At 62.9% G+C, this 22628-nt stretch carries 20 protein-coding genes and 1 riboswitch; of the genes, 8 read left to right on the forward strand and 12 right to left on the reverse strand.

The genetic code is table 11. From position 1 onward, the window contains the following. Window positions 1-24: 24 nt before the first annotated feature. Window positions 25-552: a DUF2147 domain-containing protein gene (locus tag EK416_RS15580; protein WP_164730056.1), complete on the forward strand. Its 528-nt coding sequence runs from the start codon at window positions 25-27 to the stop codon at window positions 550-552. On the opposite strand, the gene hpnN is transcribed toward EK416_RS15580, so the two are convergent. Further along, the gene (gene hpnN, locus EK416_RS15585) at window positions 522-3188 is read right to left on the reverse strand and encodes a hopanoid transporter HpnN (protein ID WP_127079092.1); all 2667 of its coding nucleotides are present in this window, start codon (window positions 3186-3188) and stop codon (window positions 522-524) included. The genes EK416_RS15580 and hpnN overlap by 31 nt on opposite strands. A 582-nt stretch (window positions 3189-3770) precedes the next feature. Here hpnN and EK416_RS15590 point away from each other — a divergent pair. Beyond that, window positions 3771-5063, forward strand: a complete 1293-nt coding sequence (locus EK416_RS15590) for a GNAT family N-acetyltransferase (protein WP_127079094.1) — start codon at window positions 3771-3773, stop codon at window positions 5061-5063. Window positions 5064-5213: 150 nt separating this feature from the next. On the opposite strand, the gene EK416_RS15595 is transcribed toward EK416_RS15590, so the two are convergent. From EK416_RS15595 to EK416_RS15605, 3 genes are all read right to left on the reverse strand, one after another. Continuing rightward, on the reverse strand, window positions 5214-6782 hold the full coding sequence (locus tag EK416_RS15595) for a TROVE domain-containing protein (RefSeq protein ID WP_127079097.1): 1569 nt from the start codon (window positions 6780-6782) through the stop codon (window positions 5214-5216). Window positions 6783-6980: 198 nt separating this feature from the next. Next, window positions 6981-7757 (reverse strand): precorrin-6A synthase (deacetylating), encoded by a 777-nt coding sequence (cobF, locus tag EK416_RS15600; RefSeq protein ID WP_127079099.1) that lies wholly within the window; start codon window positions 7755-7757, stop codon window positions 6981-6983. An 11-nt stretch (window positions 7758-7768) separates the two neighbouring features. After that, on the reverse strand, window positions 7769-8887 hold the full coding sequence (locus tag EK416_RS15605; protein ID WP_127079101.1) for a hypothetical protein: 1119 nt from the start codon (window positions 8885-8887) through the stop codon (window positions 7769-7771). A gap of 284 nt (window positions 8888-9171) precedes the next feature. Here EK416_RS15605 and EK416_RS15610 point away from each other — a divergent pair, with 284 nt between their 5' ends. Further along, window positions 9172-9630 (forward strand): GyrI-like domain-containing protein, encoded by a 459-nt coding sequence (locus EK416_RS15610; RefSeq protein WP_127079102.1) that lies wholly within the window; start codon window positions 9172-9174, stop codon window positions 9628-9630. A 91-nt stretch (window positions 9631-9721) separates the two neighbouring features. Here EK416_RS15610 and bchE read toward each other — a convergent pair whose 3' ends face one another. From bchE to EK416_RS15640, 6 genes are all read right to left on the reverse strand, one after another. After that, complete coding sequence (gene bchE / locus EK416_RS15615) at window positions 9722-11548, reverse strand: magnesium-protoporphyrin IX monomethyl ester anaerobic oxidative cyclase (RefSeq protein ID WP_127079104.1); 1827 nt, start codon at window positions 11546-11548, stop codon at window positions 9722-9724. Window positions 11549-12038: 490 nt separating this feature from the next. After that, window positions 12039-12902: an ABC transporter substrate-binding protein gene (locus EK416_RS15620; protein ID WP_127079106.1), complete on the reverse strand. Its 864-nt coding sequence runs from the start codon at window positions 12900-12902 to the stop codon at window positions 12039-12041. Next, window positions 12899-13678 (reverse strand): ABC transporter ATP-binding protein, encoded by a 780-nt coding sequence (locus tag EK416_RS15625; protein WP_127079108.1) that lies wholly within the window; start codon window positions 13676-13678, stop codon window positions 12899-12901. Before EK416_RS15625 ends, EK416_RS15620 begins: the two co-directional genes overlap by 4 nt. Next, window positions 13675-14658 carry a FecCD family ABC transporter permease gene (locus tag EK416_RS15630; protein ID WP_127079819.1) on the reverse strand — a complete coding sequence of 328 codons (984 nt, stop codon included), beginning with the start codon at window positions 14656-14658 and terminating at the stop codon, window positions 13675-13677. Before EK416_RS15630 ends, EK416_RS15625 begins: the two co-directional genes overlap by 4 nt. Before the next feature lie 154 nt (window positions 14659-14812). Next, a riboswitch (cobalamin riboswitch) is annotated at window positions 14813-15010 on the reverse strand. Between the two features lie 49 nt (window positions 15011-15059). Beyond that, a complete protein-coding gene (gene gluQRS, locus EK416_RS15635; protein WP_127079110.1) occupies window positions 15060-15932 on the reverse strand; it encodes a tRNA glutamyl-Q(34) synthetase GluQRS in 873 nt (290 codons plus the stop codon). 21 nt (window positions 15933-15953) lie between these two features. Then, entirely contained in the window at window positions 15954-17126 is a 1173-nt protein-coding gene (locus tag EK416_RS15640; protein WP_127079112.1) for a Fic family protein, read from the reverse strand. Between the two features lie 245 nt (window positions 17127-17371). Here EK416_RS15640 and EK416_RS15645 point away from each other — a divergent pair, with 245 nt between their 5' ends. From EK416_RS15645 to def, 3 genes are all read left to right on the forward strand, one after another. Continuing rightward, window positions 17372-17716: a cysteine-rich small domain-containing protein gene (locus tag EK416_RS15645; RefSeq protein WP_127079114.1), complete on the forward strand. Its 345-nt coding sequence runs from the start codon at window positions 17372-17374 to the stop codon at window positions 17714-17716. Continuing rightward, entirely contained in the window at window positions 17713-19302 is a 1590-nt protein-coding gene (locus tag EK416_RS15650; protein ID WP_127079116.1) for a cobyric acid synthase, read from the forward strand. The genes EK416_RS15645 and EK416_RS15650 overlap by 4 nt, the downstream gene beginning before the upstream one ends. A gap of 122 nt (window positions 19303-19424) precedes the next feature. Next, window positions 19425-19955, forward strand: a complete 531-nt coding sequence (def, locus tag EK416_RS15655; RefSeq protein WP_127079118.1) for a peptide deformylase — start codon at window positions 19425-19427, stop codon at window positions 19953-19955. 55 nt (window positions 19956-20010) lie between these two features. On the opposite strand, the gene EK416_RS15660 is transcribed toward def, so the two are convergent. Continuing rightward, window positions 20011-20712, reverse strand: a complete 702-nt coding sequence (locus tag EK416_RS15660; protein ID WP_181952146.1) for an alpha/beta fold hydrolase — start codon at window positions 20710-20712, stop codon at window positions 20011-20013. 105 nt (window positions 20713-20817) lie between these two features. Then, on the reverse strand, window positions 20818-21660 hold the full coding sequence (locus tag EK416_RS15665; protein WP_127079120.1) for a response regulator: 843 nt from the start codon (window positions 21658-21660) through the stop codon (window positions 20818-20820). Between the two features lie 113 nt (window positions 21661-21773). Here EK416_RS15665 and EK416_RS15670 point away from each other — a divergent pair, with 113 nt between their 5' ends. Further along, window positions 21774-22100: a hypothetical protein gene (locus EK416_RS15670; RefSeq protein WP_127079122.1), complete on the forward strand. Its 327-nt coding sequence runs from the start codon at window positions 21774-21776 to the stop codon at window positions 22098-22100. Further along, on the forward strand, window positions 22101-22625 hold the full coding sequence (locus tag EK416_RS15675) for a sigma-70 family RNA polymerase sigma factor (RefSeq protein ID WP_127079124.1): 525 nt from the start codon (window positions 22101-22103) through the stop codon (window positions 22623-22625). It abuts the gene before it with no gap. The last annotated feature ends 3 nt before the right edge of the window (window positions 22626-22628 follow it).

Here is a 22628-nt window from a genome sequence, read left to right on the forward strand (position 1 = left end):
GGCAACAGATTGGAGTCAAAATTCATGAAGGCATTTCATCTCGCAGCGGTCGCGGGCCTGCTCATCGCCGGTCCCGCTTTCGCCCAGCCGAAACCCGCTGCTCCGAAACCTGCCCCGGCGGCACCGGCTGCGCCCGCGGCTCCATCCGTTCTGGGCGAATGGCTTGTCGAGGACGGCACCGCTCAAGTGCGCGTCGTTTCCTGTGCGGACGGCGTCTGGGGCATCATCTCGTGGACGAAGGGCGAGCCCGGAGTCGATAGCAAGAACCCCGACCCGGCGAAGCAGACGCGATCCGTGCTCGGCATGCCGATCCTTCTCGGCATGAAGCCCTCGGCAGACAAGCCGGGCCGCTTCGATGGCGAAGTCTACAACGCCGAGGAAGGCGAGAATTACATCTCGCACATCAGCCTTTCGAGCCCGGACGTGCTGCGCATCGAAGGCTGCGTGCTCGGCGGGTGGATCTGCGGCGGGCAGGACTGGAGTCGCGTGAAGACCCCGCCGCAGAAAGGCGCTCTGACCGATCAGGCCGTGTGCTCCGAACTTCCGAGATAGGCGGCGGGACGCTTCGGTTCCGTCTTCTTCCCTTCCGTTTCTTCCTCTTCCACCTTTCGCGGCGGCCCCATCAGCAGCGGTTGAAACAGCACCGCTGCCGCCATCGTCGACATGAGCGACAGGGCCAGCAACTCACCCATGCTCGAAGTGCCGGGGTGCTTCGAAAGGTAGAGGCTTCCAAATGCCACCGCCGTCGTCATGCCGCTGAAGAACACAGCGCGCGTGAGCGGCGAGGCAAGGAGGCCGCTTTTCCCGTCGCGCCACGCGATGATGTAGTAGATCTTGAACGCGACGCCGACGCCGAGCAAAAGCGGCAGCGCGATGATGTTCGCGAAGTTCAGCGGCAGGTCGAGGATCACGCACAGTTCCAGCGTGACCGCGCAGGCCAGCAGCAGCGGGAACAGTGTGAGCGCCACGTCTCTCACACGTCTCAGGAAGATGAAAAGCAGGATCGAGATCGAAGTCAGCGCCCAGAAGCCCGCTTCGAGGAACGCGTTGACGATGGTGTCGCCCGCTTCCTGAATGCCGATGGCTTCGCCGGTCGCATTCGGTGCAACCGCCGTTACCTCGTCGACGAAGCGGCGCAGAACATCGTTGTTTTCCGAGTCGCCGCTCGGCGAAACCGAGATGCGCACGCGGCCATCCGCCGTTTTCCAGTCGGACACAAGGTGAGGCGGCAGCGTGGCGAGCGTTACCGTTCCGGGGTCGAAGCTCGCCCGGAGCGTGTTCAGCGTGATGTTGAGCGGATCAACCAGCGCCGCAGTCGCGCGCGCGCGCGCTTCGGGCGAAGCCTTGGAGAGTGCGGCAAGCGCCTCCGACAGCCGCTTTGCCGCCTCGACGCCCTCTTTCTGGCCGCGCACCCGAGAGATGATCACGCTGAGGAGATTCGACGTTCCTTGCAGTTTCTCGGCGATTTCCGCATCGGTCGGTGCGGGCTGAACGGCCTTCGGCTTGAGCACGGTTTCGAGCGTCACGGCCGTCTGTGCGATCAACGCGCGCTTCTGGTCCTGATTTTCGGGGATGAACGAACTCAGAGTCGTGGTGCGCGCCACCTCGGGCAGCGCCGCAATCTTTTTCGCGAGCGCATCCGCCTCGGCCTGGGACGGCGTAAGCACCTCAATGGTGCGGCCCGCCGTTTCCGGATCTTTCTTGAGGTCGAGATACGTTGCAACCGATTCCACCTTCGGGCTGCGGAGGTTCATCGGGTTGAAATCGAACCGCAGCCAATTGAGAAGCGGCAAACCTGCAAGCACGACGCATAACGTACCGATGAGGATCGGCATGCGGTTCCGGTCCATGAAGTCGTCGACGGGCTTCAGGAACGCATAGCCGAGCGGATGCGGCTCAGCCGGCGGGTTCAGCAACCGCAGCATCGCGGGGAGCACGGTGATGCTCGTCAGGAACGCGACGATCATGCCCATACCGGCGACGAGGCCAAGTTCCGAAAGCCCCTTGTAGGCCGTGGGCGTGAAGGCGAGGAACCCCGCCGCCGTCGCCATGGCCGCCAGAGCGAGGCGGCTACCGAGATGCGAGGCGTTTTGCGTGAGCGCGCCCCGCAGATTGTCGTTTTCAAAGCGCTCCGCACGATAACCGACACTGAACTGCAATCCGAAATCGACGCCTATCCCCACGAACAGCACGAAGAACGCGACGGAGATCGGATTGAACGAGCCTACCGCGGCCAGCCCCAGCGCGGCCGTTATCGCAAGCCCCACGATCAGCGACACGAACACGGCGAAGATGATCCGCCCCGAATGCAGCGCGAGCCAGAGTATGACAAGCACGGACACGATCGTGAGCGTTCCGTGCATGCCCGCGTCTTCCTTGAGGGTTCCGAACTCCTCGTCGGAGATCGGAACCGGCCCGGTCAGACGCACAGTGACGCCCTGATCGGGCAAACCGAGTTCGGCCGCCGTCTTGCGGATGGCGTCGGAAGCCTCAAGGCCCGGCTGGAGATCGTTGAAATCCAGAACCGGCACGATCTCGATAAGCTGCCGCTTTTCACTCGTCTTCGATGCCTGCCCGCTCAGCATCTCACGCCAGCTGAAGTGGGCAGGACGCCCGGCAGTAGCATTCTCGATTGCCGCCGCCATCGAATTGAATTGCGGCGCAACGCTGTTCAGCGTGACCTGACGCCCCTGCACGCCTTGCGTTGTCAGCGTGATCGCGCCCATCACGCCGCGAAGGCTGGGGTCGGCGGCGAGCGGTTCGAGCAACGGTTTCGCGCGCGTCAGCTGCCCAAGCGCGTCCTTGAGTTCGCTTTCGGAAAGGAAAAGAAGGCCGTTCTTCTGGAAGAAGGGGCCGCCGGTAAGCTGCTGCACGCTCCTGATGAGACTCTTCTCTTCCGAAAGCCGTTGCGCAAGTCGTTGCGCGGCCTGATCGGCGAGTTCCGGCGTAGGGCCGTCCACCACCGCGACGATGGCGGACTCGACTTTCGGAAATGCCTTCGCGAACGCAACCTCGCGCTGCCGCCACGGAAGTTCAGTCGAGATCAGCTTGCTGATATCCGTGTTGATCGCAAAATGCGCGGCGAAATAATAACCGGATATGATCGTGACGACGAGCGCTGCGGCCAGTACTCGCCAGGGATGGCGCGAACAGATATCGACGGTCTTTACTATGGGCTCTTTGAGCATTTCCTACCGTATTTGGATTAGTGCAACCGACACTTTCATCGCCGCGAACAATGCAGATATGTCCACGCTTGGCAACCGGAAAGAGTGATCGCGCGACGGATTGCAACCTGAGTTAAGACTTGGAGCGGGCCACCATTCCAAGACGGCACTTTTCTGAAATGGGATTTTAGAAAGCCAATCCAAGGCTCGTCCCCTCTCCGCTTTTTACCGGGCCGATGACCCTCATTGCTGCTATTTCGCGCATCTGTTGCAAATGAGGCACGATCGCGCAGCTTCGTGTAAACGAAGCTTGCATAGGTGTTAAGAGGAGAATGTTTTTGCGGCTTCCCGGTTCGGGGAATTGAATTTCGATCGCCTTTTCCGATCCGCCGGAACTATCGCCAAAACGGCACGCCAGTCATGACTTTCGCGGCGACCGTCGCTAAAGCCATGGAATGCCGTCATTTTTTTCGGCATGGTTTCGAAACCGTCAAGAAATCGGCGATTTTTGCGATAAGTCCTTACACTCCAGCTTTTGTTCATGCCTGTCTTGCGGTGCTAGAAGCCCCTGCAAAGAACGGGGAATCAGAGAGGAAACCCGGCATGAGCGATCTCGTAAACGAGGAAGCCGCGGTTTTTGGCGCAGGCGAGTTGAACAGGGTCCGCCCCGCATTGAGGCGCGACGCACCGGAAAGCGGCGTCGTTTACCGCGTCCCTTCGCGCGAATTTGCGCCGGAGGCCCGCACGGCGCGCGGAGCCGACAGCGTCAGCGTGGCGACATACGCGGAAATCGACGCGTCCGGCGGATGGGATCAGGCGTTCAGCGGCCAATACAAGGACGGCCGCTATTACAGGATCGTGCAGGAGACCCTGCATCCGGAGCACAGCTACCGCTATTTCGTGCTGCGCGATCAAGCGGGGCGGCAGAGGGCCATCCAGCCGTTTTTCGTCCTCGATCAGGATATTCTGGCGGGCGCGAGCGGCGCGATCACAGCCGCTGTGGACCGGGTCCGGCAGCGGTTCCCGAAGTTTCTGACCCTTCGCACGCTGATGATTGGTTGCGTGGCGGGCGAGGGCCATCTCGACAATCACGAGGCTTTCGCCGATCCCAAGACGTGCTCGCTCCTCGCAAAGGCCGCTCTGGAAGAGGCGAAGAAGGAACGCGCGGGGCTCATTGTCTTCAAGGAATTTCCGTCCGCCTATCGGGACGTCCTCGGCCATCTGAAGAACGACGGCTTTATCTGCTTGCCAAGCCTGCCGATGGCGAGCCTCAGCACCGCTCACAAGGATTTCGACGCCTACATGGCCGCGTCGCTCAGCCGCGCGACCCGCAAGGATCTTCGCCGCAAGTTCAAGGCCGCGCAGTCCGCCGGGCTGACGATGTCGGTCGTGGAAGACATCACGCCATTCGTCGACGAGATCTATCCGCTTTATCTCAACGTCTACAATCGCTCGAAGCTGCATTTCGAGAAGCTGACGAAGGACTATCTCTGCGCGCTTGGCCAGCGCATGCCCGACCGCACGCGTTTCTTCGTTTGGCGTCAGGGCGACCGCATCGTCGCGTTCAATCTGTGCATGGTGCACAACGAGGCGATCTACGACCAGTATATCGGCCTCGATTACGAGGTGGCGCTCGATCTGCACCTCTACCACTACACCATTCGCGACATCATGAGCTGGGCGATGGCAAACGGCTACAAGCGCTACATCAGCAACGGACTGAACTACGATCCGAAGCATCATCTGCGCATGCAACTCGACCCGCTCGACCTCTACGCGCGGCATCGCTCGCCGATCATCAACGCAGCCTTGAAGGTTGTGCTGCCTTATCTGGAACCGACCAAGTACGATCCGCACCTGAAAAAGTTCGCGAACTATTCCGATCTGCGGGCCTGAATCGCCGTGCGGTAGATCGGACGCGGCACGACGCTGTGAGCCGGGCGTCGATCCGCTCCTCTGCGTCAAATAGGGTCCGATTTGATGCGTGTCGCCGAAAGACCGGGGCGGGGCGGCCGGACGGGGCGCAAGGCCAGGCCGCCGGCCGCGTCAGTTCCGGATGAAGTCCGCGATCAGGCGCGGCGTGTTCTCGCTGAAGCCGATGATATCGAGCATGCCGCCATCGTTGGTGTCGGCGATGGCGAAACCGGCCGATGCCACACCCGCGATCACGAGCTTCGCCGGGATGCCGGACCGGGAGCGATACTCGCGCAGCGCGAGCGCGGGGTGCACCGATTTCACGCGCACCTCGCTGTCGGTGTAGACGACGAAAGCATCGACCTTGAGGTCGTTTTCCAGGGCGTACAGCATCGGCAGCGCGCAATCCACGGAGTCGGACGAGTAGTTCGCGATTTCGCGCAAGGCCTCGGGCAGCCGCATCGTGGCGTCGATATTCACCGGCAGAAGCCGCTGCTCGTCCAGCCCGCTCGGCACGGTGAAGGCGGCGACGTGGCATTCCCGCTCGACCGACGCCGAGACGAGCGCCATCGCCGCCACCGCGTCGCGCGCGCTCAGCCCCGTTCCGACGACGTGGCTCGCCCCCATCGAATAGGAGCCGTCGACGGCGATCAGAAGCCGCTTGCCGGTCGTGTCCGAATTCGCAAAAGCCGCGTGGAAGGCCGCTTCAAGCGCGTCCTCGACCTGCGGCAGCGGTTCCCAGGTGAGCTTTTCCGCGTTGTCGTGTCCTTTGCGGTAGTCGTCCAGCGCCAGGAGGAAAGCGAACGGGTGAAGATGCGATTGCCAAACCCGTGTGATGTCACGCAGCGACGGCATGATGAGGTTCAGCCCCTCGCCGGTGGATTTCAGCACGCCTGTCGCGGTGAGGCGACCAAGCTCGCGCAGCAGCGTCTTGACGGGCATGCGTTCCACGACAGCGCGCAGCACTTTCTCGTCACGCCGCCAGTGCTTCGGAACCGTCTCGATGGGGAGATCGTGGGCCGCGATCAGCGCCGCCGCCTCGTCCGCCGTCTTCGCATGCTGCAAGGCGACATAGCCTTTCACCACGGATGGCAGGGCCGGGCTTGCCCTTTCGGTCGCGACCCATTCGTAAAGCGCCTTTCGCGCGGGGTCCGCCGCAAGCGGCTGCGAAAGCCGGATGAGATCGCGATGCGTCCACCCGCCCCGCTGACGGCTGATCACGATCTGCCGCGCGAGATCGTCCGTCCGCTGCTCGGCATACCAAAGCGCGACCGCCCGCTTCACCGTTGGATCGAACCCGCGCAGGCTCTGGGCCGCCTCGGCAAACTGGAAAAGATGCTCCGTCGTCCGGCATACCCTCGGCAGGGCGGCGATGGCGGCGCGCTTCACCGCTGCGTTGCCGTGAACGGCAGCGAGCGCCAGCGCGAAGACAGCGGGCGCGTTCGACGGCGCGCGCGAGGCAAGGCTTTTTTCCTCTATTGTCGAAACGGCATGCACGCCGCCGACTTCAAGCGAGCGGAGCACCGAAGGGATATGCTCGGCGTTGAGCGCGCGCTCGCGCGCCACATACCGCCCGTTCTCCGAACCGAGGATCAGGAACCGCTCGAACCGCGACCAGTCGCTCATCGGAAACGGCAGCGCAACGGTGTCCACGACGCGCGGCTTGATACGGCGCAGCAAAAACTTCCTGTAATCGAACATGGTCGGCCCACCTCGAGCGAAAAAGGATTGCTTGCTCCTGTCCTAGAAAAAAATCGAGGCGCGCGGGCGGGCAATGTGGTGCGGCGAATCGGCTCGCTTTCAGCTTGATGATGCAATTCAAGGGAGAAAATGGCGATGCGGGACGTTTTTCCACGCCGAGCCACGCGCCGCCCAGACCGCGATGTGATGACGGGGGGCCTACTCCGGTTGCCCGGTCGCTCCTCCGACCCGCCGCATCAGATAGGTGTCCATGATCCAGCCATGCCTTTCGCGCGCCTCGGCGCGCAGACGCTCGATCTCGCCGCGCACCTCCGAAAGCCGCCCGGCGACGAGAATTTCATCCTTCGTGCCGAGATAGGCGCCCCAATAGATGTCGACCGTCTCCGGCTCCGATACGCGCGTGAAGCTCACCGTGCCATCGAGCATGACGACGACGCTGCCCGGATGACGCGGAAAGTCTTCATCGAGCCGCCGCCCCGTGGTGATGAGCACCGGTTCGGCGATGCGGTTCAGCGGGATCTTGTGCTGCGCGGCGAGCGCCTGAATGGCGCCGATGCCGGGGATCACCTCGTGCTCGAACGCGACGCCCTTAGCGAGCAGGCTGTCGAGAAGGCGCAGCGTGCTGTCGTATACCGCCGGATCGCCCCACACGAGGAACGCGCCCGTTTCGTCCGGCCCCAGTGCCTCCGCGAACAGCCGCTCGTAACTCGCTTCGATGGCGGCGTGCCAGTCCGCCACGTTCGCACGATAATCCTGCGTTTCTGCCCGGCGCGGGATCGGCACGACGACTTCGCGAAAACGCGGCTCGCGGATGAAACGCGCGCACACCTCCTCGCGGAACAGGCGCAGCGCGGCCTTTTCCGTGCCCTTGTCCGGGATGAAGAACACGTCGGCGCGGTTCAGCGCTTCGATGGCCTGCACAGTGAGGTAATCCGGGTTTCCGGCCCCGATGCCGATGACGAGGATCTTTCGCATCGTGTGCTGGCTCAGCTTTCGTTCTGTTCGAGCGACGCGATCAGGCCGCCGATCACGGACCAATAGGCCTGCCCTAGCGACGGCACGCGCCGCAGGATGCCCCGTGCCCAGATCGCCTTGCGTCCGAGTTGCTTCGCGAGCTGAAAATCGACGCTGCCCGGCGGGTCCGCGAGATCCACGACAAGAGCGTGATCGGGCAGGCTGCCGAGTTCGCGCGCGTCGACGACCGGGCCGTTGATGGTCGAGAAGATCGCGTCGAACTTCGGCGACTGAACCGGCAATTCCGAAAGCGGGAGCACGGCGACGCCGGGAAAGACATCGTCCAGCCCGCGCTCGTTCGTTGCAAGATGCACCCGCGCGCCCGCGTCCAGCAGCCGAAGGATGAGGAGATCCGGGATACGCTCGCCCGCGATGACGCACACCGGCGAGCCCTGAAGGCGGCTTCCGGCTTTTTCCACGCGGCTGAAAAGCTCGTCGATCGCCTCCCCGGCGGCGTCGAGGATCGGCCGCAGCAGGTCTTCGTAGCTGTGAACGGTCAGCCCGAGGGCGGCGGCATGGCGGGTGAGTGCCGCATCGGCGCGTGGCGCGATCAGGCGCGCGCCTGTGCTCATGCCGCCGAGCGCAGAGCCGTAGGCGCGTTCCGGCGCAAAGCTCGCATTCGTGTTTGCCTGCGTGGATCGCCCCGGCGCGAAGACCGGCAGGATCGCATAGCGCGCGCCCTTCACGACCGAAGCCGGATCGGCATGGGCCGCGACGGTGCGAAGCTTCGGTTCGAGCGGGGCGCCGAGAACGCTGACCTTCGCGCCAGCCGTGGCGGCGATCCTGGCGATGGCGCGGTCGAGCGGCTGCGTGCCGAGAAAGCCGATGGTGACGCTTGCCCATTCCGGCGCGATCACCGTTTGCGGCGTGGTGTATACGGTATTCCGGCAGCCCCCCGCGTTGTCGTATTCTCCCTCCCAGTCCGAATCCATGCGGCCCATGGTTGGAAAGCCCGAGGGCGATCCCAAGCGGGGGCGAGGCACGCGCTGCGAGGGCGACGGCGCACCGGGCTTGCGGCGAACGCGGATCGTTCGCGGCGCGATGAGGCGCGCGATCCTTTCGAAGCTGCGCGACCAGAAATCAGAAGACACGATGCTTCCCGATGGGTTCGACTTGCATGAGATGATGAGGCACCCGCCTTACGCGCGTTGCCATTGTCGTATTGTGCGAAAAGCGGAGTCTTTCGGCAACTCAAACTTACGGGCTGACCGCGCCCATTACCGCAGACGGGACGCGCTTCGAGTTTGACAATTCATCGGAAAAAATTTTCCTAATCACCTCCTGTAAAGACGAATAATGGAATGCTATTCTCTTCGTAGATTTGTCTTCAAACTCGCGGCGCGCTATTCGCATAGCGACCGAGGGGGAAGAGACGATGGAAATCAAGGAAACGCCCGACATGTGGGCGCTGCGGCTGACCAAGCGCCTGCGCATTCCGGATGTGAAACAAGCCGCGCAGGAGTATGGACCGATCATCGAAAATGCGATTTCTTCCGCGGGGTTGACGCCATCCGGCCCGTGGCTGTTCATCGCTCACAACCTGCCAAAGACCGGCAAGATCCCGTTCGACTGGGCCATCTGCCGACCGGTTGCGAAGCCTGACGCGTATCAGGGCGCCATCGAACTCGTCCATCTCGAACCGATCATCGTCGCGTCTGTCGTCCATCAAGGGTCTATGCGGACGCTTTTCACGCAAGGTTATGCACCGCTCGTCGCCGAGATCGAACGATCGCGGCACGTCTTTTCCGGCGAGAGCCGGGAAGTCTATCATGACTGGAACGGGCCGGGGGCGGCTTACCACCGCATAGAAATCCAGTTCGGGTTGTCGCGATGACGAACCCGGCGGCAAGCCGACATAAAAAAGGCCGGGCGAACCCGGCCTCAGGCGATACGAGCGCCGCTTTCACGCGGCGCTTCTCTTTTCTCTAAACCTTTGCGGGCGCGTCGGTCTTTGTTTCGGCCGTCTCGCAGCCGCAGCTGCCTTCCGGGCCGTGACCCTTGCACTCGCCGGCTTCGGTGTGCTCGTGCTTGGACTCTCCCGAGCACCCGCATCCCGCGTCGGTCGCGGGCTTCGAGACGCTGCCGCCGATGGCCGCTGCCATCGTTGCCTCATCGAGCTGCTGGTCACCGCCTCCGCAAGCCATGACCTTCTGCGGATCGTTCACATCTTCACCGCGCACCTTCGCGGCAGCCGCTGCCATCGGAGAGGTTTCGGCCTTGCGCTTCGGCGCGGCCTTCCACTGGTTGGAGGCGATCTGAAGCTCGGGTGTCTTTTCGAGCGTGCGCGACGTATCGAAGTCGAACTTGAGCTTCTTCTTCGTCTGCGGACCCCAGTAGCCGCGCTTGCCGAGATCGTAGAACTGCCGCTGCCAGGCCGAGAGCAGGAACGCCTTCAGGCAGCCGAGCAGATACTTGCGGCGCACCTTGTCGCCACGCACCCACGGATAGCCCCACAGCGCCTTGTTCATGTAGAAGCGGCGGTAGTTCTTCATCACGCCGTCGAGCAGTTCGCCGCGGTCGATCGCCTTCGGCTTCATGATCGGGGTGACGAAGTTATACTTCTCGAAGTCGAACACTTCGACCGTGTCGCCGAGTTCGCGGTAGAGGTCCGAGAATGGCCACGGCGTGAACATCGACCAGTTGGCCATGTCCGGGTTCCACTCGCGAACCATCTTGTAGGTTTCTTCGAGCGTTTCGAGCGTCTCGTTTTCGAGGCCGACGATGAACTGCGCTTCGGTCACGATGCCGTTCGCGCGCAGAAGGTCGATGGCCTTCTTGTTCTGCGCAACCGTCGTTTCCTTGTTGAACAGGTCGAGGTTGAGCTGCGCCGCCGCTTCGGTGCCGAGCGAGATGTGGACGAGGCCCGCCTTGCGGTAGAGCGGAAGCAGGTCTTCGTCGCGCAGGATGTCGGTCACGCGGGTGTTGATACCCCAGAGCACCGGCAGATTGCGGGCGATGAGTTCTTCGCAGAACGCCACGAACGCCTTGCGGTTGATCGTCGGCTCTTCGTCGGCGAGGATGAAGAAGCCCACATTGTGGTCGCGATACAGCGACTCGATTTCGTCGACGACGAGCTTCGGCTTTCTCACGCGATAATCGCGCCAGAACTTCCACTGCGAGCAGAAGGAGCAGGTGAACGGACAGCCGCGCGCCATGTTCGGCGTGGCGACGCGCGTGTTCATCGGGATGTAGTGATACTTCGTCCAGTCGAGGATGGACCAGTCGGCGACGATGGTGTCGACGTCGCGGATCGGCGGCTCGGCCGGGGTGGCGATGACTTTCGAGCCTTCCTGATAGGCGATGCCGTGGACCTGGCCGCGGCTGTCGGGCCATTCGCCCTTGTCGACCGCCTTCACGAGGTTCAGCATCACCGCTTCGCCTTCGCCGCGGATGATGGCGTCGATCCACGGGGCTTCGTGCAGGATCTGGGAATACATGAACGTGCCGTGGATGCCGCCCAGCACCGTCACCACGTTCGGGTGAACTTCCTTGGCGATCTGCAGCGCGCGCTCGGCCTTGTAGATGGACGGCGTAATGGCCGTCGAGCCGACGATGTCGGGCTTTTCCTCGGCGAGGATCGCGCGAAGTTCATCTTCGGTGAGGTTATCCGTCATCGCGTCGATGAAGCGGATGTCGGAATAACCGCCCGCCTTCAGATAACCGGCGAGGTAGGCCACCCACGAGGGGGACCATCGGCCCGCGATTTCGGCGCCGCCCGAATGATAGTTTGGATGGATAAGTACAATCCGCATGCATCGCCTCCTTGGGGGGCCGCTGTCCCGTCAACGCCTTTTGATGAGTGTGATGATGTCGCGGGGTGGACAAAGCCGGAAGCGTGAGCTACGCCATGATCCGATAGGGGCCGTCGTCCGGATATGCCGCACCGACATCAGCAACGCTCCTCAGAAAGCGTCGGCGATTCCGCGACAAATCAGAAACCGGCCGGTAGAGTTGAAGGTCATCATAGCTTCTGAACCACCCTCCAGCGGATTCGGTCTGTTCCAATGGCCGGTAATAGCTTGGCAAACTTGCCACTTCGCGGCAGATATTTACCTGCGCGAACAAAGCCAAGTATCCACCCTTCTTTTATGAGGTTGGAGTGTCAGCCTTATTACCTATTATCTTCGACGATTAAGACCATCGAAGCACCATCAAACTCGACTTATTGCACCCGCTTGAGACGAATGCAAGCGGCCTTTCGCGGCGCTTTGCGCGGCGTTCTGACCCGATGCGCGTTGAATCTCACCGTGAAAACTCAGGCGTGGCTTTACTTGCCTCAAGCGCCGAAACCTGAGCGGCGAGGCTGTCGAGCGCATCCGCCAGCATCGGTCCGCCGCATGTCGTGAGCGGCTCGGGAATCACGATGCGGCGCGCGAGCGGATACAGCTTTTGCAGCGCAGGGTGCACCAGCAGCGCTTCGCCCTGATCGCGCGGGCTATCACGAACATTTGTGACGAGAATGAAATCGGGCCGCGTCATCACGATGGCCTCCAGCGACGCGAAACCGCCATGCGACAGGCCCATGTCTCCGGCGGCGTTCACGAGACCGGCGGCGGCCAGAAGGGACGTTGTCATCGATTCCCCCCCGAACACCCAGCCGCGCCGCGAAACGGCCAGCACCCGCGAATGCACGCGCGACGCCGCGGCGCGGGCGCGAAGCAAAGCGGCGTCGATCCGCGCGATGTGCGGTTCCGCGCGGTCTGGATGGCCGACGAGCGCGGCCATGCGCCGAATTTGCAGTTTCGCGTCGTTGATGGAGCGGGCGACATCGAACTCCGCGACCGGCACACCCTTCGCTTTCAATATCTGACGCGTGGCAAGCCGCGTGAAGCGCCCGGCGAGCACGAGGTCCGGTTCTGCGATAAGGGCATCCTCCGCCGTGCCGGACAATTTCGGGAAAGCGCGCGCTTCCATCGCCAGCCAGCTTTGCGAGGCGTCGCGCGAATAGGGGCTAAGTCCGGCGATCTGATCGCTGTCCGCGAGCGTGAGAAGAAGCTGGTCGGTACAGAGATTGATGGACACGATGCGGCGCGGCGAATCGGCGGCGGCGACAGCGACGGCGAGCGAGGCAAACAGCATCATGCAGGCGGCGGCGAAGCGGATCACGGCGCGACCCACGGAACGAGCACGGGCGCGCCGTCATGCTCCGCCCGGAAGGCACCGATATGGAACGCGTGCGCCAGCATCTCGGGCGACAACGCGACGGCGGGCGCCCCGGATTCGATCAGCCGTCCGTCTTTCATGACCAGCACGCGGTCCGCAAACCGCGCGGCAAGGCCGAGATCGTGCGTCACCACCAGCACGAGCGCACCGCCGAGCGCCGTGTCCCGAAGCAGCGCCATCACGTCGAGCTGATAGCGCGGGTCGAGGGACGCGATGGGCTCGTCCGCCAGCACGACCGGCGCTTCGACCGCCAGCATACGGGCGAGCGCCACGCGGGCCTTCTCGCCGCCGGACAACTCGGTGACGGGGCGGTCGGCGAGCGCGCCCAGATCGGCGGCGGCGATGGCACGCGCGACGGCTTCGGCGTCGCGGGCCGGGAGATTCGCGGGATCGGTCGCGCCATGCGGATAGCGGCCGAGCGCCACCACATCGCGCACCGGCAGCGGCCAATGCACCGCGTGGCCTTGCGGCAGATACGCGAAGCGAAGGGCGCGCTCGCGGATCGGCAGCGCCGCCGCGTCGCCGCCGCCCGCCCGGATTTCCCCGCGCGACGGCACGAGCCCCGCGAGCGCGCGGAGCAGCGTCGTCTTGCCCGCGCCGTTCGGGCCGATCACGGCGGCGAGGCAGCCGCGCGGCAGGTCGAACGACACATCCGCGATGAGGTCGCGCGCGCCGAGCCGGACACCGAGACCGCGCGCCGAGAGATAAGCCGCGCTCATGAGAGGCCGCCCGTCAGTGCGCGGCGGTCGCGCACGATCAGATAAAGAAAGAAAGGAACGCCGATGATCGCCGTCAGCACGCCGACTTTTATGTCGGTCGTCGACGGAATGAGGCGCACGGCGATGTCGGCGGCAAGAAGCAACGCCGCGCCGATGGCCGCGCTCGGCAGCAGCAGCCGCGCGGGGTCGTGGCCGACGAGCGGGCGCGCGAGATGCGGCGCGACCAGGCCGATAAAGCCGATGGTTCCCGAAACCGCCACCGCGCCGCCGACACCGAGCGCCACGCCCGCGATCACCGCGAGCCGGAGCCGCGCCACATCCACGCCGAGGCTTTGCGCCGCCTCTTCGCCGAGGCTCAGCGTCCGAAGCGCGTTCCTGTTGGCGAGCAGGATCGCCGCGCCCCCAAGGATGAAGGGAAGCGCCAGCGCCACATGCTGGAAACTCCGGTCTTCGAGCGAGCCAAGCAGCCAGAAGGTGATTTCGAGCGCGGCGTAAGGATTCGGGGCGAGGTTCACCGCGAGCGCGGTTCCCGCGCCCGCGAGAGCCGAAAGCGCGAGGCCAGCGAGGATGAGGATCAGAAGGTTTGCGTTGCGGCCCGCCACTGCGAGCAGCACGAAAACCGACGCGAACGCCGCCGCGATCGCCGCCACCGGCAGGGCGAAAGACAGCGCATCGGCGAGTCCCGTTGCGATCACGACGACCGCGCCGAACGCCGCAGCCTGCGGCGCGCCGAACAGCGCGGGCGAGGCCAGCGGGTTGCGCAACAGCCCTTGCAGCGCCGCGCCGGAAAGCCCGAGGATCGCGCCGATGGCGAGCGCCAGCACCGCGCGCGGCAGGCGGATTTCCTGCACGATGATACGTTGCGGCTCGGTCCCTGCGCCGAACAGCGCCGCCGTAACCGTATCGGGCGAAAGCGCGACCGGCCCCGCGCCGAGCGAAAGCACGGCCAGCAGCGCCGCCACCGCGAAGAGCGCCAGCATCGTCACCGGCCACTTGCGGCGCGGCGCGAGCACGGCCGCTTTTACGGCCGAATCCGTATGGGGAACCTGTAAAATGACATCCTCCGCCGACCCGCCGTCGCACGTTGCGTGTCCAGAGCGTTTCATGCGACGGAGGCCGCTTGCACGCGTCGAGACAACAGTTACAGCGCCGGCCGGTCTCCTGGCTCGCGGGTCGTGGCCGCCATCGCCTTCCCGAACGCACGCGTTCAGTGGCTTCGATGACGGCTCGCCGCTTACAGTTGCGGGGGAAGCCGCGGAATCGGGATCGAGCGTCCCTCACCGCGTTCCCGTTTCACCCGCTTGCGCGGGCACCGGCGCTCGATGCGGCCTATCATAAAGCCAAAGCGACGGCAATGCGACGGGCTTCCCGTCGCGTGCGATCAGGCGAGCCGCATATGGCTTGTGCGTGGCACGGCGGCGGGGCTCCAATGCCCGACCCCGTGGCGGAGAATTTCCGCGCAGGGCGCAGGCGGCATCTCCGGCGGCACGTCCTGCCCGAGAAAGGCGAGTGCCCGCCACAGTAGGCGGCTATCGGCGGGGGTCGGCAGTTCCTTCGCGTGCGTCTGCTTGGAAAGCTTGCTGCCATCGGCGTTGAGCGCGAGCGGCAGATGCATGTATCGCGGCTCGGGCAGGCCGAGCAGCCGTTGCAGCACGATCTGCCGCGCGGTGTTGTCGAGGAGATCGGCGCCGCGCACGACATCGGTCACAGCCTGAAAGGCATCGTCGACCACCACGGCGAGTTGATAGGCGAACAGCCCGTCGCGGCGCAGCACCACGAAATCGCCCACGGTCGCAGCGACGTCCTCGCGCTGCGGACCGAACACGCGATCGGCGAAGTCCACGACGCCAGCGGGAACGCGGAGGCGCACGGCGGCATCGTCGCGCGGCGCCGTGAAGGCGTGGCATGTGCCGGGATAGACCGCGCCGCCGATCCGGGCGAGATCGGCCCGTGAGCAGCGGCACCAGAAGACGTTTCCCGCGCGCCTGAGCGTTTCGAGCGCGTGCGCGTAGGCATCGAGCCTCCCGCTCTGAAACAACACGTCGCCGTCCCACTCGAAACCGTAAGCCCCAAGTTGCGCGAGGATGCGCGCCGCCGCCCCCGGCATCTCGCGCGGCGGGTCGATGTCTTCCATCCGCACGAGCCAGCGTCCGCCCGCAGCGCGCGCATCGCAATAGCTCGCGACGGCGGCGACGAGCGAGCCGAAATGCAAGGGCCCCGTGGGCGAGGGCGCGAAGCGGCCGATATGGGTCATGCCGCAACCCGTCGCGCTCGACTAATTAGCGAAAGGTTCCGCGCCTTGATTGAGAATAGATAGGTATCTATCATAAACGAATATTTTATGTCGTCCCTTTCCTGTGGCTTCTTTTGTGATGCCAAGACTTTCAAGAGCGTTCAAGGCGCGCAACACGGTTGGAAGCGCAAGATCGCAGTCATCCTTTATTCGGGTTGTGTTCGTGACGGGATACCTCTTCATGAAGTCATACACAGTGAACACACTTGCTGCGTGTCTGCCTGAGTTGACTATTCTCTCCTTATCTTTCGCAAACAAAGCAAGAATATTTTTTGCCGTGTCTGTAGCTTGATTTGCCGTTTCGGCCACGCCCACAAGAAAGAACCTGACCCAATCTTCCAAATTTCCGGTTTCCCTCACAGATTGAAGAAGACCATAATATTTTTCTCTATTGGTTTTGAAATACAAACTAAGATACAACAATGGCTGCTTGAGAATTCCTTTCTCGCACAAGATGAAAGTAATGAGAAGGCGGCCAAGCCGCCCGTTTCCGTCGAGGAAGGGATGGATCGTCTCAAATTGCACATGCGCCATCGCGGCTTTTACGAGCACGGGAAGGGCAGCTTTCTCGTCGTGCAAAAATTTCTCGAATTCGCCGAGCACTTCCATCAAGCGTTCCGGAGGCGGGGGAACGAAAGCCGCGTTGCCCGGTCTGGATCCGCCGATCCAATTTTGTGAAGTTCGAAACTCACCTGGCATTTTGTGCCCGCCACGCGAGTTGTTCATCAGCTTTCCGTGAATTTCTCTGATCAGGCGGAGCGATAGCGGTAGCTCTTTCAGACGCTCCAAACCATATGACATGGCTTCCACATAACAGGAAACTTCCGTCACGTCGTCTATAGGCACACCCGGCGCATCGGTCGTCTCAAAGAGCAAGAGATCGGAAAGAGAAGACTGCGTCCCTTCGATCTGAGAAGACAGCACAGCTTCTTTTCTGACGTACATGTAAATAAAAAGGGAGGGGTCAGGCAAAATCATGCTCATGCCGTCGAGCCTGCCGAGCGCAACGCTGGCTTGATCGAGCAGAGGAAAAAGTTCGTTCATCTCCAGAGGGGGATTTGGTGGCAGAGGATTCGGAACGTAGGAATTGTAATATTCCCCACCGACACCGGAAGACTTTACATATTGCCCAACGCGTCCGCTGGCTTGAGCCATCGATTCCCCTGCTAACGAAAAAAGGCATTTTCGTTCGTCGAATCACACTAACTAACATGATTGAGAGTTGCAAGAAGACATCTAACGATAACAGCGCTTTTTGTTATTATCACCGCACTTCCTGGGATAAATCACGATAACCCCTTTGCTCGGGAATCAAAAAAGCCCAAGTGAATGTTCGTCGTCGCCAGCGGCTCGTCTGTCATCGCCCGCAGCCGCTCCTGTGACACCCGAAAGGCCATGGCATGGAACCGAAAGACACTACGACCAACGAAGGCTTCAAGGGCTTCACCAACCAGGCGTGCCCGTTCTTGCCGTGTCACAAAGGCGTTCGCGGCAAGTTCAATTGCCTGTTTTGCTATTGCCCGCTTATCGCCTATGAATGCCCTGGCCCGTACATCGTCTATACCGACGCGAACGGAATGCGGCGAAAGGATTGCTCGAATTGCACCCTGCCGCATAACGGCTATCGCGGAAGCTGGAACTTCATCCAGAAGTGGCTGAAGAAACCGGAGATCTGGGACGGGCACGATCAGACGCGCGAATTCCGGCTGAAAGCGCCGCCGGTAGAAAACGAAACAGACGAATGACCGCCGACACGATCCCCGCACAGGCCGCCGAACTCATCGCCCGCATCGCCTATCAGCCCGCGCCCGAGGGACTGCCGCGCCGCGCCCGCTCGATCATGATCCAGGGCACGGCGTCGGACGTCGGCAAGAGCATGGTCGTCGCGGGGCTGTGCCGGGCGTATGCGCGGCGCGGCCTCGTGGTGCGTCCGTTCAAGGCGCAGAACATGTCGAACAACGCCGCCGTGGCCGCAGACAGCGACCTGCCGCCCGGCCCAGATGGCGAGATCGTTTACGGTGAGATCGGCCGCGCGCAGGCGATGCAGGCGCGCGCAGCGAAGGCCGCCCCGTCGATCCACATGAACCCCGTGCTTTTGAAGCCGCAGACGGATATCGGCTCGCAGGTCGTTCTGCGCGGGCGCGTGCTCGGCAATTGCCCGGCGCGGATCTATCATCACATGCGCCAGAAGATGATGCCTGCCGTGATCGACAGTCTCGACCGGCTCCGCGCCGAGGCCGATCTCGTCATCGTGGAGGGCGCGGGCAGCGGCGCGGAAATCTATCTTCGCAACTCCGACATCACGAACATGCACCTCGCCGAAGCGGGCGGCCTGCCGGTGGTGATCCTGTCGGACATCGACCGGGGCGGCACGATGGCGGCCATCGTCGGCAGCCATCTGCTTCTGTCCGAGGCCGACCGCGCGCGGGTGAAAGGCTACATCGTCAACAAGTTTCGCGGCGATTTCTCGCTTTTCGAGCCGGGCGTGAAAACCATCACCGAAGCCACGGGGTGGCCCTTCCTCGGCGTGCTGCGCTGGTTCGACAGCGCGGAGCGGCTTCCCGCAGAAGACTCGCTCGCTCTGGAGCGTCCGGCCGAGGGCGAGGGGCGCGGCGTCAAAGTCGCGGTGCCTCGCCTGTCTCGCGTGGCGAATTTCGACGACCTCGATCCGCTGGCGGCGGAACCCGGCGTTTCGCTCAAGTGGATTCAGCCGGGCAACCCGATCCCCGCCGACACCGACGTCGTCATCCTGCCGGGCTCGAAGGCGACGCGCACGGACCTCGACGTGCTCCGCCGCGAGGGCTGGGACATCGACATTCTCGCGCATGCGCGGCGCGGCGGTCGCGTGATCGGACTTTGCGCGGGCTTCCAGATGTTGGGCCGCGTGGTGCGCGATCCGCAAGGCATCGAGGGGCCGGCGGGCGAGAGGGCGGGCCTCGGCCTGCTCGACATCGAGACGGAAATCGGCGGCGAAAAGCGGCTGATCGACATCGACACCACGGACCGCGCGACGGGCTGCCGGGTGACTGGCTATGAGATGCATATGGGGCGCACGACCGGCGCAGGGCTCGAACGTCCCTGGCTCGTGCTCGACGACGGGCGCGGAGGCACCCGGCCCGAGGGCGCGTTATCGGCGAACGGCCTCATCGCGGGCGCCTACGTGCACGGCCTGTTCGGCTCGAACGAGTTTCGCGCGCATTGGCTCCAAAGCATCGGCGCGGCGGCATCCGGCCTGGATTTCGACGCGCGCATCGAAGCGGCTCTCGAAGCGCTGGCGGATCACGTCGAAAAGAACCTCGATCTCGACGCGCTGCTGGCGCTGGCGGTTTGAAGCGCGCTTTGCCTTCACAAGGCGGCGAGCGCGCCACGAAGACTTGAGCGCACCGATAAAACCTGATTTCCGCCGCAAACGAAGCCGTTGACCGCGCCGCGCGCCTCGCTTATCTGCTGAGCATGGCTATACGATCCATTGTCACGATCCCGGACGCGATCCTGCGCGAAAAGTCGAAACCCGTCGAAACGGTCGACGACGAGTTGCGAGCGCTCGCACACGACATGCTTGAAACCATGTACGCCGCGCCGGGCATCGGGCTGGCGGCGGTGCAGGTCGGCGTGCTGCGCCGCCTTATCGTGATGGACGCGCAGAAGGGCGACGAGAAGGGCAAGAATCCGCTCATTCTCATCAACCCCGAGATTCTCGCTCACGGCGACGCGCTGCGCGTTCATGAGGAAGGCTGTCTGTCCATTCCGCAGATGTACGCGGAGGTGGAACGTCCCGCGCTTGTGCGCGTGAGTTACATCGACGCCGACGGCAAGCAGCAGGAACGCGATTTCGCCGATCTTGAGGCGACCCTCGTGCAACACGAGATCGACCACCTGGAAGGACGGCTGTTCATCGATCACCTGTCGCGGCTGAAGCGGACGCTTATCATCCGCAAGTTCCAGAAGATGCAACGCGAGCGCGCCAAGGCCGAGGTTCTGTAAGCGCCGCCGGGTTTTGCAAATACTGACAAGCCCGAAGCGCCATGCTTCGATCAGCTTACGCGCTGTGCCACGCCGCCAGCGTGTGCGCCAGAAAGTCGGGCTGTTCCAGCGTGGACAGATGACCGCAATCCGGCACGACTTCGAGTTTCGCAACGGGAATCGCATCGGCGATTTCCTTCGCGAGCGCGGGCGGCGTTAACTCGTCGCCATAACCCACCACGACGAGCGTCGGGCAGCGGATCGAGCCGAGATAGGGCCGCGAATCCCGCCGCCCCATGATTGCCGTCTGCTGGCGGACGAAGACCTCCGAACCGCCTTCGAGGATCATGCTTTCGACGATAGCGCGAAGAGCATGATCGTTGCGACGGCTTGCGTGCACGAAAACAGGGAACAGCAGCCCCGGCAGATCGCCGAACTTGCCGGTTTGCGCCATCTCGATCTGGTGCTTGCGGCGCGCCGTCTGCTCCGGGGTATCCGGGCGCGCCGTGGTATCGAGCAGCGCGAGCTTGGCCACGCGATCGGGAGCGCGCCGCAGGATCTCGAAAGCGACATAGCCGCCCATCGAAAGCCCGGCAAGCGCGAAACGCGGCGGAGCGGCGGCCAGCACATCGTCGGCGAGGCCCGCTATGGAGTCGCTTCGTGTGTGGTTGGCCACCGTGACGGCCGCTCCCTGTCTGAACAGCACGGGAAGCTGGCTGCCGTAAAGCCGCGTGTCGCAGCCGAGGCCCGGGATCAACAGCGTTGGCAAGATTTCCATGATGCGTCTCTCCGGCTCCCCTCGTGCAACCCCCGTGACTTCCGACCGGGGATGCACGCGACTTGAGCAGCACATTCTTATGTAAGCGCTCTATGTAAGCGCTCGTCAACGCGCGTCGGCAGCCGACTCCGAGGCGTTCCGGGAGAGCACGCCGTTGCCGTCCTTCACGCGCGAGCGCACCTGGAAGAACAGCGCCTGCCCGATGATGGCTTTCACGGTTTCGGCGTTGAACGGCTTCGCGATGAGGAAGGTGGGTTCCGGCTTGGCACCGGTAAGCAGAAGCTCCGGATGCCCCGTTATGAAGATGACCGGAAGTTCGAGGGAACCCAGGATTTCGTTCACGGCCTCCACGCCCGAACTGCCATCCGCCAGCTGAATATCGGAGAGGATGAGATCCGGCTGGTTTTCCTTCGCGAGCTTGAGCGCGGCGCTGTGCGTACGCGCGGTGCCCGTCACGTTGTGGCCGATGCCCGTAACGATTTCTTCGAGATGAGCGGCGGTGAGCGGTTCATCCTCGATGATGAGGATGTCGGCCGGATCGAGCTGGCTCGCAATTTCATGATCCGCCGCCGCGATCAGCAGCGCGACTTCGCCCGTGTCGATATCGAGGATTTTTGCGATCGCGTCGGCGTCGAAGCCTTCCACCGACAGGAGCAGAAAGGCCTGCCTAGGCTTTGGCGTGAGCGTTTGCAGCCCATGGATCGCCTCGGAAGTCTCGCTGGCGAAGGTCGGAAAGTCGTTGGTCCCGACCGAATTCCAGATCTTCAGGAAGACGCGATAGAGCGCAATCTTCGGTTCAAGCCCCGCAGGAAAAAGGGCCGGATCGTCGACCAGCGCTTCAAGGAGCGCAACGACGTAGGCATCTCCGCTTTCCTGCGAACCGGAAAGCGCACGCGCAAATCGCCGAAGCGATGGCAGATGCGGAGCAATTGATTGCGAAACAGACATATGGCGTACCCCAAGAGATAATTGTCCAGGCGTAGTTGATTTTACTGCAACAAACGCCCGTAGCGGGTGTTCCGGTACATTGATGATTTGTGAAAATTTGCTCCCTGTCCAGAGTGGCCGGTGACTCCTCTCAACAACAAGGAACCATGATGAACGAAAACGATACGAGCGAGCGCGAAGCGAGCGCTCCTCTCCCGCAGTCGCCTCTGAAAAGCGAAGAGGCCGGTTTGGTTCTGAATTTGAAAGATGGTCCCGGAGAAAAAAAAGACGCTCCCGACGGGGCCGGCGATCTCGCGCAAACAACGTCTTTCAACCCCACTTATGATGAGGCTCGGTTCGCCGCCGGTGTGGTCAAACTCTACGAGAAGCTTCTCGCGGAGCCCATTCCCGACGAAATGCTGGCTCTTATCAACAAGATCGAAAAGCAGGAGCGCAACTGAATGGGTAATCCCGCCGATGCAAACCTGCGGCAAGAGTTGGTCAAGTGGATCCCGAACCTGCGCGCATTCGCATTGTCGCTGACACAAAGCTCGCAGCATTCGGACGATCTGGTTCAGGACACGCTCGTCAAGGCCCTGTCAAATCTCGACAAGTTTCAGGAGGGCACGAACCTGCGCGCATGGCTGTTCACGATCCTTCGCAACAGCTTCTACAATGACATTCGTTACAAGAAATATCACCAGACCGCTCCGCTCGACGACGTCGACCCGTCAAATCTGGAAACCCGCGCAACGCAGGAAAAATACATCGAGTTCAAGGACGTCTTGAAAGGACTCAGCGGCCTCGTCCCCGAGCAGCGCGAGGCAATCATCCTGATCGCGGCGGAGGGATTATCCTATGAGGAGGCGGCGGCCGTCTGTAATTGCCCCGTGGGGACCGTGAAAAGTCGCCTCAGCCGCGCCCGCCAGCGCCTTGAAGAATTCGTGAACGGTGAAAAGGCGCTTCCGATTGACGCGACACCATGAAGC

Origin of the sequence: Rhodomicrobium lacus, from assembly GCF_003992725.1 — a bacterium.
Lineage (GTDB): Bacteria > Pseudomonadota > Alphaproteobacteria > Rhizobiales > Rhodomicrobiaceae > Rhodomicrobium > Rhodomicrobium lacus.